General features: G+C 41.0%; 10 protein-coding genes. 6 read left to right on the top strand and 4 right to left on the bottom strand.

Translation table 11 applies throughout. From position 1 onward, the window contains the following. Nucleotides 1-32 precede the first annotated feature (32 nt). From B9N62_RS10825 to cooS, 3 genes are read right to left on the bottom strand one after another with little or no spacing between them, the layout of a single operon-like run. On the bottom strand, nt 33-317 hold the full coding sequence (locus B9N62_RS10825) for a hypothetical protein (protein ID WP_257640226.1): 285 nt from the start codon (nt 315-317) through the stop codon (nt 33-35). Next, nucleotides 314-520, bottom strand: coding sequence for a hypothetical protein (locus tag B9N62_RS10820; protein ID WP_257640225.1), 207 nt, complete (start codon nt 518-520; stop codon nt 314-316). Before B9N62_RS10820 ends, B9N62_RS10825 begins: the two co-directional genes overlap by 4 nt. Continuing rightward, entirely contained in the window at nt 510-2543 is a 2034-nt protein-coding gene (gene cooS, locus B9N62_RS07850; protein ID WP_087585041.1) for an anaerobic carbon-monoxide dehydrogenase catalytic subunit, read from the bottom strand. The genes B9N62_RS10820 and cooS overlap by 11 nt, the downstream gene beginning before the upstream one ends. 153 nt (nt 2544-2696) lie before the next feature. Here cooS and B9N62_RS07845 point away from each other — a divergent pair, with 153 nt between their 5' ends. The 6 genes from B9N62_RS07845 (at nt 2697) to B9N62_RS07825 (ending at nt 8233) form a co-directional block, all read left to right on the top strand. Next, nucleotides 2697-3614 carry an ABC transporter substrate-binding protein gene (locus tag B9N62_RS07845; RefSeq protein WP_087585040.1) on the top strand — a complete coding sequence of 306 codons (918 nt, stop codon included), beginning with the start codon at nt 2697-2699 and terminating at the stop codon, nt 3612-3614. Beyond that, nucleotides 3611-4336 (top strand): ABC transporter permease, encoded by a 726-nt coding sequence (locus B9N62_RS07840; protein ID WP_087585039.1) that lies wholly within the window; start codon nt 3611-3613, stop codon nt 4334-4336. The genes B9N62_RS07845 and B9N62_RS07840 overlap by 4 nt, the downstream gene beginning before the upstream one ends. Next, a complete protein-coding gene (locus tag B9N62_RS07835) occupies nt 4333-5076 on the top strand; it encodes an ABC transporter ATP-binding protein (RefSeq protein ID WP_087585038.1) in 744 nt (247 codons plus the stop codon). The genes B9N62_RS07840 and B9N62_RS07835 overlap by 4 nt, the downstream gene beginning before the upstream one ends. 204 nt (nt 5077-5280) lie before the next feature. Further along, nucleotides 5281-7116, top strand: coding sequence for an aryl-sulfate sulfotransferase (locus tag B9N62_RS07830; RefSeq protein ID WP_087585037.1), 1836 nt, complete (start codon nt 5281-5283; stop codon nt 7114-7116). 240 nt (nt 7117-7356) lie between these two features. Further along, nucleotides 7357-7566 (top strand): hypothetical protein, encoded by a 210-nt coding sequence (locus tag B9N62_RS10955; protein WP_307772220.1) that lies wholly within the window; start codon nt 7357-7359, stop codon nt 7564-7566. Continuing rightward, a complete protein-coding gene (locus B9N62_RS07825; RefSeq protein WP_307772221.1) occupies nt 7556-8233 on the top strand; it encodes an ABC transporter substrate-binding protein in 678 nt (225 codons plus the stop codon). The genes B9N62_RS10955 and B9N62_RS07825 overlap by 11 nt, the downstream gene beginning before the upstream one ends. Nucleotides 8234-8464: 231 nt before the next feature. On the opposite strand, the gene B9N62_RS10535 is transcribed toward B9N62_RS07825, so the two are convergent. Beyond that, nucleotides 8465-13600 (bottom strand): beta strand repeat-containing protein (locus B9N62_RS10535; RefSeq protein ID WP_180382181.1); only part of this gene is annotated, 5136 nt, incomplete at its 5' end.

Here is a 13600-nt window from a genome sequence, read left to right as displayed (position 1 = left end):
CCAAGTAAAAATTTTCTCACTCATTTGCTCGCTTACGCCATTTCCATTGTCATAAACTCCGATGTAGCACTTATCTTCAAAGCTTCTAAATTTATCTCGATGATACGTTTTAGTGGCTCATCTTTGTAGCTTTCGACAAGTGAGTCTTTTGCGTTGTGTATTAGGATTAGTAAAATTTGTTGGATTATATTTTCTATCTGACGAACTTTTTGTTCGTTAAAGCCGCCAAATTTTACACTAACATTTGCACGGCTTAGCTCTGTGTGCATGAGAGTTATTAGGTTTTTAACGCTTGTTTGCACCTCAAATTCGCTCACATTTTCAGCGCTTTTATAAAAATTTCAATAGTACTTGAAAGAAGTTTGACCGAGCTTTGCCCTTTTTCAAGTAAATTTATTAGCTCCTCATCGCTTAATTTACCTTCTTTTTTTAACATTATGCACGAGCTTAGCATTAGTTTTAGCGAATTTACTGGCTGAATAAACTGATGGCTTATGCCACTTATCAGCTCACCAGCCAAGTTTTTCTCGTTTTGACTTCATGTCAGCTACGATGTTTTCAGCAAGTGCGACAGGATCAAGATTTACTACCATTTTTGAGCCAAGGATCGGCAATGTGCCATTTGCCATAAATTCCTCAACATTTTTTGAGCCTTGAACAGGGGCAAAGACGCAGTGGTAAGATGAAATTCCAAGTAGTCTAAAGCCAAGTGCGGCATCTATGCCCTTTTCATTTGACCACTCAGGGCTTGAAAATGCGTATGGCAGGTCTTTGATGTCAGTGCTTAAGTTTTGACTAAGCGCATTAAACATCGCTGAAGCCCTAGCGTTGTCCAAGCACTCGCCCATGTGCCAGACCGGCGGGATCTTATAAGGGGCTAAAAATTCTCTCAAGCTATCGCCGCAGTATTCAAGCGCATTTGCATTGCAAAGTCCTGTTTTTAGTAGCGGAAATGAGGCACAGCCGTTTGTCATTATTAGGACATTGTGTTTTAGAAGCGTTCTAGCTACGTTTACGACAGCTTTTTCATAAACTACGCGTGGATTTGAGCAGCCGACTAAATTTACAAGTCCAAGGATCTTGCCCTCTTTTATCGCATCAGCGATAACCTGCGTTGAGCCAAAAATTTTATTTACATTTTCTAGTGAAAAGCCCATTTTAGCTTCGACTTCGTATTGCGGGATATGCACTGGTATGCCTTTTCTGGCTTCATGGCTCTCAAGCGCTCTATATAAAATTTTCTCTGCGATCTCGTGAATTTCACTCATATTTGAGTGATGATGATCAAAGCCGATGTGCTCAGCCCCAGGAAGCCTTGCAGAGTCGCTTGTAGTGATGACTGTCGTTTTAAAGCACCTTGCTACCTCCATAACGGTAGGATAGACATCTTGCACGTCAGCTAGCCAAAGATCAAGCGCGCCTGTGCCAACAACAAGCTCTGCGCCAACTGCGTTTGAAAGCGGTATAACGCCGTCGTAGCGATACATAGCTGAAAGTCCGTTGCAGCAAACACCATAAAACTGAATGCCCAGCGCACCCTTTTCTTTAGCTAAATTTTGAAATTTCTCGCTCTTGCCAAGCTTAACGACGACACTTACTAAAAGTGGAGAGTGTCCGTGAAGTGCGATATTTACGTAGCCTTTTTTGATAGCGCCTAAATTTATCTTTGAGTCATTTAGCTTTGGCAGACCAAATAGACAATCCATCGCAATAGACGTGCCAAGCGTGCTTGACCAAGCGTAAGCTAGGCCTGTGCGGAAAAACTGCTTCATTACATTTCGCCAGTCGCCATCTGTGCCAGTGCTCGTTCTGTGAAGGCTCTCTGTAACCTCGTGATAGACGCCTATTGGCAAGATGTCAAGCTTTTTCCACACCTCTTGACGCTCTTTTGGAGCAAAGGTCTTTATGGCTTTATGCTCTTGTGGCAAGGTGCGAGATAGATCTTCAAGCAAGATATCAGCGATCTGCGAGGCAAGCTCGTTTATGCTTTTACTCTCATCAAGTCCAAAAGCCTTTGCGACCGCACGCACTTTCTCTTCGCCTTCTATTGGGATATTTAGCTTGCCAGTTGCTGCGTTTTTAAGAGCTAGCATGTTTTCTCTGCCTCTTGCGCCGTGAGCCGCAGCACCGCCAGCTACGTGACGGAGTAAATTTCTAGCTACGATGACGTCTGCATCAGCACCGCACACGCCACGAGTTGCCTTTGATGTTATCTTACATGGCCCCATAAAGCAGATCTTACAGCAAATTCCAGCCATGCCAAAGGTGCATTGTGGCTTTTGCTTGTCAAATCTATCAAAAACAGTCTCGATCCCCATATCTTGCATTTTTAGGAGCATTTCGCTAACGGCTGGATCAGGTGTCTCTTCAATTACTTTTTGCTTATTTGGAAAGGTTTTTTTATAAAGTGAGATAGCGTTTGAGTAGTCTGTAAATTCTGCCTCGTCTTTGTAGTCATAAAAGCCTTTTTCATTTGGCTTAGCCTCTTTATCAAGTCCGTATTTCTGGATCTTGATACCTAAAATTTCGTCGTTTGTTTGCATTTTTGCTCCTTATGCAAGTAAATTTTATCTTTTGGATAAGTCTTGGATTATATCATCAAAAATTTTCACAGAGATTGATTTGGGATAAATTTAGTGTAAATTTTAGCTTTGGCTACTATAATTACACACTTAAAATAAAATTCAGGAAAATTTATGACCAGGCGTTACGCTTTACAAATTTTAGGCTCTTTTTTGGCTCTTAGTAGCCAAAAAGCTTTAGCAAGCACTCCAAAGATCGGCGTAAAAATAGGCTTTGTGCCGATAAGCGATCATCTATGTATCATCGCTTCAAAGCTCTATAAAAGTGAAAATTTTATGATAGTGCCTATTAAATTTGCTAGCTGGGTTGATCTAGCTGAGGCGCTAAGGGCAGGGGCGATCGACGGGGCTTTTATGCTAGCTCCACTAGGTCTTATGCTAAGAGCAAATGGCGCGAAGATAAAGACTGTGCTATCAGCTCATAAAAATGGCTCAGCCCTTGTGGCTAGAAGCGACGTGGCTGGTCTTAAGCAGCTTGCTGGTAAAAAGATCGCTGTGCCTTCAAAATTTAGCATGCACTATTTTTTACTTGATACGATCTTAAAGCGTGAAAATATGAGCGCAGATGTCACCGAGATGGCGCCACCTGAGATGCCTTTTGCGCTTCTTAGCCATCAAATAGACGCTTACATCGTGGCTGAGCCATTTGGGCAAATGGCGGTAAATTTTAAAGGCAGGGCGAAAAATTTACTTTTTTCAAAAGATATAAAGCCAAACCACATCTGCTGCACACTAAATTTTCAAGAAGAGATCCTTTCAAAGCCTTATTTTAACGAGCTTTTAGATGCTTTTAGAAAAGCTGCAAGCTTTATCACAAAAGATCACGAAAAAAGCGCACTCTTGGGCAATGAGATCTTAAGTCAAAATGCAAATTTATTAAAGCTAGTACTTGATAAAGAGATCGTAAGCTACGACGATCTAAGCCTAAAAGCAGAGGAGCTAGAGGAGCTAAAAGAATTTCTAATCAGCAAAAATTTAGGCAATCAAAAACTAGCAAATTTAGATATAAACTCATATTTGGAGCAAAGATGAAATACCTTTTTCAAATTCTCGTTTTAGCCCTAGCTTTGCTTATCTGGCAAGCTTTTAGTGGGGATTTAGTACCAAGCGTAAAAGAGGTGGTAGGCGCATTTTTCGAGCTTGCAAAAAGCGGTAAACTGCTTCTTGGCATCACTGACTCACTCATTAGATACATCATAGGACTTCTCGTTGGCTCGTTTGTTGCGGTTTTGGTTGGACTTATATTTGGACTTTTTCCAAAATTTGCAAACGCATTTGAGCCGCTTATCGGGCTTTTGCGTCCTATTTCGCCGATTGCGTGGATACCTTTGATAGTCCTTGCCTTTGGCATCGGAGATAAACCTACCATTTTCATCATCGCTTATGCGATATTTTTCCCTATGCTACTTCTTACTATAAATGCCGTAAAAAGCGTGCCAAATGAGCTTGTTTTGGCAGCTCGTGGCTTTGGAGCTAGCAAAATGCAAATAATCACTGGCGTCATCATGCCAGCAAGCCTTTTTAGCATCATCTCAGGGCTAAAACTAGCTGCGAGCCTTGCTTGGATAAATTTAGTAGTTGGCGAGATGGTTGGAGCGCAAAGTGGGCTAGGATATCTCATAATAGACGCTAGAAACCAGCTTAGGATAGATAGCGTAATGGCAGTGATTTTTGTGATCGGCGTGATAGGTATCGTGATAAATTTCATCTTTTCGCTCATTGAAAGATACGCAGGGGAGAGGCTTGGACGATGATAAAGATAAAAAATTTAACCAAATCTTTTGGTGACGCTAAAATTTTAAAAGGGATAAATTTAGAGATAAAGCAGAATGAATTTTGCGTTTTGCTTGGTGGCAGTGGCTCTGGCAAGACGACACTTTTAAACATCCTAAGTGGCACGAGCGAGCTTAGTAGCGGTGAAATTTCAATGCAAAATAAAATTTATACAAAGAAAATTTCACTAGACAAATCGCGCCAGATCATCACTCAAACCTACTCGCTAATGCCGTGGCTAAGCGCAAAAGATAACATCAAATTTGCCCTAAAATGCTCTGGCATAAAGGATAAATTTGAACAAGAAAAGAGAACTAGCAAATTTCTGGAGCTTGTTAGCCTTTCTCACAAGGCTGAACTCTTCCCGCACTCGCTAAGCGGCGGTCAAAAGCAGCGTGTCGCCATAGCAAGGGCACTTAGCTTAAGCCCTGAGGTGCTGTTTTTGGACGAGCCATTTTCTGCGCTTGATCCAATAACAAGGACAAATTTACAAAAAAGCTTAAAGCAGATGTCAAAGACTCAAACCACTATCTTTGTCACACACGATATCGATGAGGCGCTATTTTTGGCTGATAAGATCGTGATCTTACACGGTGGCGTGATCATAAAAGAGATAATCAATCCAAATTTTGGCGTGCATGATCTAAAGTACTTTGAGCTAAAAGCTAAGATCTTTGACCTTATAAATGGTGAAGATAACGAGGTTGAATACGCTATTTAATAAATTCTAAATATATTTTTAAATTTTAAGCTAGTATTAACTTTAGCGTGAAATTTATGTTATAAAGATTTACTACAATTACACACAAAGCAAATCATTTTTGTTATTCCTTTTACTGATTTAAGCCTTGGCTAAACCAAGGCTTTTTCTAAATTTTATAAGCTTTATGAGTAGAGTTTATAAAATTTATCTAAAGGAGATGTTATGAAAAAGACTTTGAGTTGTGTTGCGCTAGCTTCTGTGCTTTGCTCGAGCGCTTTTGCGATAGGCGGCCCAAGCGGGGCTAAACTAGACTATGCTATCACTGGGCAAATAGGCGAAGTAGTTGTAAATCCATACGATACTGCCCCACTTACAGCAGTCATCAAAAATGGCGGCTACACACTAAGCAACGCTAAGGTCACTATCGTGCCGAAGCAAGGCGGTCAGGTGATAAGCTACAAAGTGGCTGACAAGCATCTTCGCACACATGGCGGCATACCAGTTTTTGGCATGTATCCTGATTATCAAAACACCGTCGAGGTCGAGTACGACAAGAGCTATAAGGGCAAGACTGAGCATATAAAAGAGAGCTATAAAATTTACGCCCCAGCTATCTACCTAGAGAGCGCTGGCACACCAAATCAAAAGGGCGCGCTATTTGACAAGATCGAGGTTACTAAGCCTGCGAGTGCTAAATTTGCAAACCGCCTCTACTATGTAAATAACTTTGTAAATAAGACAGGTAAGGGCACAAAAGTCGTTTGGAACAACCCAGCTGGCGGTGCGATCGAGTGGAACTACAGCCCAAATAACTTCATCCTTGATACAAAAGGTGAGGTTAGATGGTACCTTGAGCCAAGTAAAATTTATGATCTTAAACAGCCATTTCACGCTGGCGTTATGATGGGCTTTAAGCAAAATGACGACGGCGCTATGACTTGGGGATATGGCCAAAGATACGCAAAATACGACATCATGGGTAGAGAAATTTTCAACCGCGAGCTACCAGCTAGCTACAACGACTTCTCTCACTCGATGGACGTAGCACAAAACGGACACTACTTCTTGCGCGTGGCAAACGCTGACTACAAAAGGGCTGATGGCAAAAACGTAAGAACAGTGCGCGACGTCATCGTTGAGCTTGACCGCGACGGCAACGTAGTTGATGACTTTAGACTATATGAAATCCTCGATCCTTACCGCGATATCGTGCTAAAAACGCTTGATCAAGGCGCAGTTTGCTTAAATATAGACGCTAAAAAAGCAGGCCACACAGCAAGCTCTGATGAGCTTCAGTCTATGGATACGCATGATAAATGGGGCGACATAGTTGGCGCTGGTCCGGGACGCAACTGGGCGCACGTAAATAGCGTGGATTATGACCCGAGCGATGATAGCATCATCATCTCAAGCCGCCACCAAGACGCAGTTATCAAGATCGGCCGAGATAAACAAATAAAATGGATCATGGGCGCTCACAAGGGCTGGAGCGATAAATTTAAAGACAAGCTCCTTCAGCCAGTTGATAGTAAAGGCAACAAGATCGTCTGCGAAGATGAGTACTCAAAGTGCCCAGGATACGAGAGCGACAAAGGTGGCTTTGACTGGCAATGGACGCAACACACTGCATTTAGGATAGATAGCAAGTCTAAAAAAGGCGAAATTTATCTAAGCGTCTTTGACAACGGCGACACAAGGGGCATGGAGCAACCAGCTATCGCTGGCATGAAGTATTCTCGCGCGGTCGTTTATAAGATCGATGAGAACAAAAAGACCGTTGAGCAGATCTGGGAGTACGGCAAAGAGCGCGGTAAAGAGTGGTATAGCTCGGTTACTAGCCTTACGCAGTATCAAGATGACCTTGATAGCGTTATGGTCTACTCAGCCGTTGCTGGCATGCAGTTTGACATCGCAAAAGGTCGCCCAGTAGGACTTCCTAGTCCGCACATCGATGAGTTTGAGTGGGGCGCAAAAGAGCCTAGCATCGAGATAAAGATGACAAATGCGATGGGCTATCAGGCATTTCCATTTAGCTTGCAAAAAGCTTTTGAGAAATAAGCAATTTACTTCTTGCTTAAATTTCCCTTCCATCTTGTATGGAGAGGGAAATCTTTCTTATAAATTTTAAAATTTTAGCCATTCTTATATCCGATAAAGTTCTTAAATTATAAAAATATATTATTTATAAATTGCATATTAAGGTAGCAATATATATTATTCACAAATTCTAAATATAAAAATATATATTTCATAAAAAGGAAGAAAATAAGAAAAATTTTTACTACCTTAGTGGCGTTGATGGCTGCTTTTAGTATAAATGCGGCTGAGTTTAGAGAGGTTAAAGACATATCTGGCGACATCGTCAAAGTCCCTGTAAACGTAGAAAAGATCGCTACGCTTTGGTATGCAAATAACCAAATCGTCTTGATGCTAGGTGGTGCTGACAAAATAGTCGCAACAACCGATCTCATAAAAAAACAACAAATGGTTTGCACATATATACCCTAGAATTTCAAGCATTCCAAATGGCGTAAATGGCAAGAGTCTACAAGTAGAAGAGCTAGTCAAGCTAAGTCCTGATATCGTGATAGCCGCAGACAAAAAGAACAAAGAAGAGCTAACAAAAAATGGCTTTAACGTCCTTTATCCGTCATTTACAAACCATGCTGATATGAAAAAGAGCATAGCTATCATGGCTGATGCCATAGGAGGCGATGCCCCAAAGATAGCTCAAAAATTTAATGACTATTTTGATCAAAATCTCCAAAAAGTACTAAGCAAAACTAGTAAGATAGCTCAAAATGAGAGGCCAAAAGTGCTTCACATAGCAGAGGGTAAAAATTTATTCAAAGTAGATGGTTCAAATACAATAATCGATGAATGGATAAGTGTCGCAGGTGGCACAAATGCAGTACAAGCAAACGGCAATATGCTAGAAATCAATGCGGAAGAGATACCAAATATAAATCCAGCGGGTGTTTTTAGCTGGGATAGATACGGAGCTGAGGGAGCTTTGCAAATTTTATGGGCGGCCAAGACTTTACATCCTGAAATCTTTAAAGATTTGGACATAGCAGCTGAGACAAAGAAATTTTATAAAGAATTTCTGCACTACGATCTAAATGACAATGAAGTTAACTATATCCTAAATGGCCTAGACCCAGAGGGAAAATAGAAATTTTATAGCGAGTGTGGGTTAAAAAGCTCTTGCTCGCTAAATTTTAAATAACTAGCCTTTTATTTATCTCCGAATTTTTATAAAAATTTAGCGAAATAGAAAAATAACCCATTTCTCAGATTAAACCAGATAGAAAAGATTAATATTAAATGAAATAATGTAGAGAATGGAAAAGAATTATTTAAAAATTAATCTCGGCTAAATAGCCGAGATTAATGATTTGGTCATTTATATGTCTACCACAACAGTATCTTCTACTCGTATCGTTACGGTACGAGATGCGTCATAAATGTTTTCGGTATTCGTCGCCGAATATTGATGCCAAACTTTTCCGTTACCATCCGTATAATCAGCCAATTGGGTAAAACCGCTATCTTTTAGATTGACCCTATCGTTGCTGTCTCCTAGAATATCAAGTATATGGTTTGCACTACTTTCACCCTTGGTTATATCTAGTATATTTTTGGCGCTTAGCGTAACGTTTTTGCTAGCGTCGCCCATCTCTATTCTTTCGATCCTTAAAATATCCGTCTTGCTAAAATCTAGGCTTGCGCTATCATCCATAATTTTTAGCGTATCCGTACCGCTATCGCCGTTTATCTGTACGCGGCCGGATATATTGCCGGCTTCGTCTAGGTAGTCTTTATTTATATCGGCTACTTTTTCTATTACGAAGGTATCGTTTCCTTCTCCTCCGTCTAAAAGGGAACCGTTCCTATCGGCAATAAACTCTATACCGCTTTTTAGCGTTATCGTATCATCGCCATTTTTACCGTATATAGAGGTTCCGTCATATAATTTAGCTCCGCTATTTATAGTTATTTCGTCTCCGCCTTCTCCGGCATCAATCATCGACCAGCCTTTGATTTGCCCGTTTACGTTTATAATATCGTCGCCTTTCTCGGTGTATGCATACGAAGCAAAAAATTCGCCGCCGATGTTGACCGTATCTACTCCGTCGCCGGTATTTATTTCTGCGAATTTTAAGACTGAATCGCCTTTAATATCTACCGTATCTACTCCGTCGCCGGTATTTATTTTGTTCATATGGCCTTGATCCGGGCTTAGTATCTTGGAATTTTCTATTATTACCGTATCTACTCCATCGCCGGTGTTTATAATAGTTTGATTATTCTTACTGGCATCGCTTTGTATCGTAGTGCCAGTTATTCTTACGGTATCGTCACCACCACCCATATCGGCTTTAAGTCCATTCTCTAAAACGGCCCCGTTTTGTAAAATAAGCTTGTCGTCACCGTCGCGCGTTTGGATTTCACTATTAAATTTAACTTTGCCTTTTATATCTATAATGTCCTTTTGGTTGCTGCCCGTAAGACTTTTTACTTCGGCGACCGCATCGTTATAGAAATTTATACGTTGTTCGCCGGAAGATTCGGCGGCGTTTATTTGTAAGTTTTTTAATTCCGAACTACCGGTTACCTCAAATAAAGCTCTGTCCGTCGATTGACCGCCGTCTTGTTCATTTGCTCCAAGGATGATCTCGGTATCGTGTAGCTTTCCGCCGTCTTTAACGAGTATCTTGTCGTCTAGGCCGGCTCCGGTATTAAGTTTGCCGCCGATCATTTTAGCGTTTTCGCTTATTGTTATAGTATCTTTACCCTCGCCACCTTCAATTGCAGAATTATCTTTTATCTCGCCGCCAGTTATTTTTACGATATCGTCGCCTTTGCCTAATTTTATATCGCCTTTTGCTATAGTACCGCCTTCCATCGTTACCGTATCGTTGTTCTTACCGCCTATGATCTTCGATACTCCGTACGGATTACTCTCTACGTTTATATTGGCACCATTTAATATCTTAACCTCTAGGCTTCCGGTGGAGTTTCCTGCGTCAATAGTGGATTTGTCGAGAGTTCCTTGAACGGTTACGGCTGCTCCTTCTCCAACGGTTATTTTGGAATTTTCTAATTTTCCTCCGTTTTCGATATCAATTTGATCTTTTCCGCCTTGCGTTTGGATATATGAATCCTTGACGAGTCCTCCTTGTTTTACCTTTACTATATCGTCGTCACCGCCGGTAAATATATTAGAATAACCCTCTACGGTTCCTTGTATAGTAATATTATCGACACCATCGCCGGTAAAAATCCTCGTTCCTTTTAGAGTCGCGCCGTTCTTGATATTTAACTTATCACTACCGTTACCCATATCGGCTTGTTGAATTTTTGCCGTAGCTCCGCCGTGAATATTTATCTCGTCATCTCCGCCGTTACCCGTTATCTTATCGCTAACGGTAAAGTTTCCGGTAATATCTATAACATCCTTATTGTTGCTACCGGTAATAGTTTGAATTTTGGCTTCACCGCTTTGATGGAAATTCATATATTGCTCGCCTAGAGATTGAGAAGCTTGTATCGTTACGTCTTTTAATACGGAGTTTCCGGTTACGTTTAATGTAGCTCTGTCGGTAGATTTACCGCCATCAACCGAACTAGCGCCTAGTTGTAACGTCGTACCGTCTATCTCTGCATTACCGTTAATATTTATTTTATCGTTTGCTCCGGCGCCCGTATCGATATTACCACCTTTAATCTTAGTATTACCGTTTACGGTTATTTTATCGCTATCCTGATTGCCTTTTATACTACTATTCTCAAATGTTCCGGAATTAATAAAAATTTTATCCTCTCCGGTTCCACTATGCACTCCACCGTTTTTAAATTCTGCGCCATTAACATATATTTCGTCATTACCTGCATCCGTATATACGTTACCGGTATCAAATTTTGCACCGCTTTCCAAATATACCTTATCGTTACCATCTCCAGCTTGTATATAAGAAATATCTTGGAATATAGTTCCATCTTTTATAGTAATTCTATCATCGCCGTCGTCGGTGCGTAACGCCGATAAAGCTCTATTGTTACTATTCATAAACGTAGTATTAGTAACCTCTACTATATCGTTATCCGCTCCGGTATTTAGCTCGGAGCTATCAAATACTATACGTTCGTCATTGGCTGTTTTGCCGTCGTTAATTTTTATAGTCTCCTCGCCGGCACCAGTATTAATAACAGTGCTAGTGAGCGTTATACCGCTAGTGATATTTACTTTATCTATGCCGCCCTCGGTCATAATATTTGATTGCTTACCTACATCAGCAGTAATGTTGGCATTGACATTTACGGTGTCTTTATCGGCTCCAGTATTTATACTAATATTATTTATTGTCGCACCAGCGTTAATATTAACGATATCTTCGCCCTCAATTGTTTTAATTTCGGAATTTATGAGCGTTCCGTCAATATTTACGATATCCTTAAATTTATTACCCCAAATAGTCTTTGAATCTAAATTAGTAACATTTGAAATATCTATCTTATTTTCGCCGTTTCCGCCGGATATCCCGCCTATATGAGAATTTTTAATTTTCATTCCATCATTACCGCCCCATATGCCGCCTTCTACAACTCCTTCAACAGTAGAGTTTTCGACAGTAACGTTATCCTTATCGGAATCTGAAGCTCCGCCGTATATGCTAGGGTTTTCGCCGAGTCCGCCGCTAACGTATCCTTTTACTCTTGCGCCGTCTAAAATTTTAATTGTGTCGGCGTCTTCGTTGCCTTCTACATTTTCTGTTACAACAGTGCCTGCATCTTTTACGGTTATCTTGTCGTTACCCCATCTTCCCACTATACCGTCTACTTTTGCGCCTTTTTCCACTAGGATAGTATCATCTCCTCCTCTACCGTTTATACCGCCAACATAAGTTCCCGTACCGCTTACGGTTACCTCATCATTGCCTTCATCCGATATAATGAGATCGGTCTTTGCGCCGTCTTTTACTTTAATAATATCGTTGCCATCTCCGCCTAATATTTTTTCTGCACTGGTTCCTGCACCGCTTAAAGTTATAGTATCAGCATCGGCACCTTTGTCTACTATATCCAGGGTCGGGGTTACCTGCTTTTGATGAACATCATTCATGGTTTTGGTATCGCCTCTTATCTGTCCTATTACTTTAGCGCCGCTTTCTAGGGTTATGGTATCTTTTCCGGCCTCTCCTAATATATTGTCTATTGAAGAACTTCCTTTGGCGGTTATCACGTCATCGCCTGCGCCACCACGGATGTTTCCTTTTACCGTAGCGTTTTCGACGTTTATGGTGTCTATACCGTCATTGCCGAACACGTTACCTACGGTAGCGTTATTTTTAACGTTTATAGTATCCGTGCCGTCGTTGCCTTCTATAGTAAAGACTTTAGCTTTATCTTCGACTGTTATCGTATCGTCGCCCTTACCGCCTTTTACTTCTTTTACGTAAGTATTTTCTCCCGAAACCTCGATAGTATCGTTATCTAGATCTCCGGTAACGTAGCCTTCTACTCTAGCGCCGTTTCTAACGTAAATTTTATCATCGCCGTGTCCGCCTTCGATTTTTTCTGATACGGTAGCGTTGTCTACTGTAATAGTATCTGCGCCTTTATCGCCGTGCACAGATTTTACCTTAGCCTTATCGCTGATCGTTATCTTAGAATCGCCGGAACTCACGTCGCCCACGCGAGATACTTCGGTATTTTCTCCGGTAACGGTTATGGTGTTATTTCCGGTTTCGTTATACATGTCGGCGGTTTTAGCATTTGCGCCGTAAACCCAACCAGCTACTTTAGAGCCACTCTCTACAGTAATAGTATTACCACCTTGATCTCCAGAAATATTGCCTTTTACGTTAGATTCGTTTTGCACAGAGATCTTATCATCGCCCTTGCCACCTACGATAGCCTCTTTGATATCATTACCCTTATAATCTTTAGCAGCTTTTCCACTTACCGTAGAATTATTTACGGTTATACCATCATTTCCAGAACCACCAGAAATTTCTACTAATTCAGCACCATTCTTAGCATCAATATTATCTTCTCCAACTCCACTATGTACAGATGTTATCTTTGTATTGTCTACTGTTATCTTGTTAGGAGTATCTGAGCCAAATACTTTTAAATTTGGATTAGGATCTACTATCTTAGCTACAGAACCATCATCTCGGTAGTCTGAAGATTTTGCTGTGCTAGTTACTGCTAGGCCTTTAGCATTATCTTGACCAATAGCTAGATTATTACTAACGTACCAACCTTCTTTATATTCAAATGCACTAGGAGCAGTAGGGTCGTTAGGAGTTAGATAATCTCTACCATCAGTATGTCTATATACGTGATATCCGTTAGGTATAGAAGAGGCAAACGAGTCTAATAGTGCAGAAGATACACTTTCTCCTTCATACGCCGACAATGGAATTTTTATACTTCCTGCTGGTAAAGGAGGCTCTGGCTGTGGCTGTGGTTCTGGCTGTGGTTCTGGCTGTGGTTGAGGTTCTGGCTGTGGTTGAGGCTCTGGCTGTGGCTG

The organism is Campylobacter concisus, assembly GCF_002165785.1.
GTDB classification, from domain to species: domain Bacteria; phylum Campylobacterota; class Campylobacteria; order Campylobacterales; family Campylobacteraceae; genus Campylobacter_A; species Campylobacter_A concisus_W.
This window is presented reverse-complemented; position numbering and strand designations above follow the sequence as displayed.

Excerpts from the sequence above, each read along its gene's own strand:
- B9N62_RS07830 (WP_087585037.1), top strand. The coding sequence starts at position 5,281 with ATGAAAAAGACTTTGAGTTGTGTTGCGCTAGCTTCTGTGCTTTGCTCG.
- B9N62_RS10955 (WP_307772220.1), top strand. The coding sequence starts at position 7,357 with ATGGCTGCTTTTAGTATAAATGCGGCTGAGTTTAGAGAGGTTAAAGAC.
- cooS (WP_087585041.1), bottom strand. The coding sequence starts at position 2,543 with ATGCAAACAAACGACGAAATTTTAGGTATCAAGATCCAGAAATACGGA.
- B9N62_RS07840 (WP_087585039.1), top strand. The coding sequence starts at position 3,611 with ATGAAATACCTTTTTCAAATTCTCGTTTTAGCCCTAGCTTTGCTTATC.
- B9N62_RS07845 (WP_087585040.1), top strand. The coding sequence starts at position 2,697 with ATGACCAGGCGTTACGCTTTACAAATTTTAGGCTCTTTTTTGGCTCTT.
- B9N62_RS07835 (WP_087585038.1), top strand. The coding sequence starts at position 4,333 with ATGATAAAGATAAAAAATTTAACCAAATCTTTTGGTGACGCTAAAATT.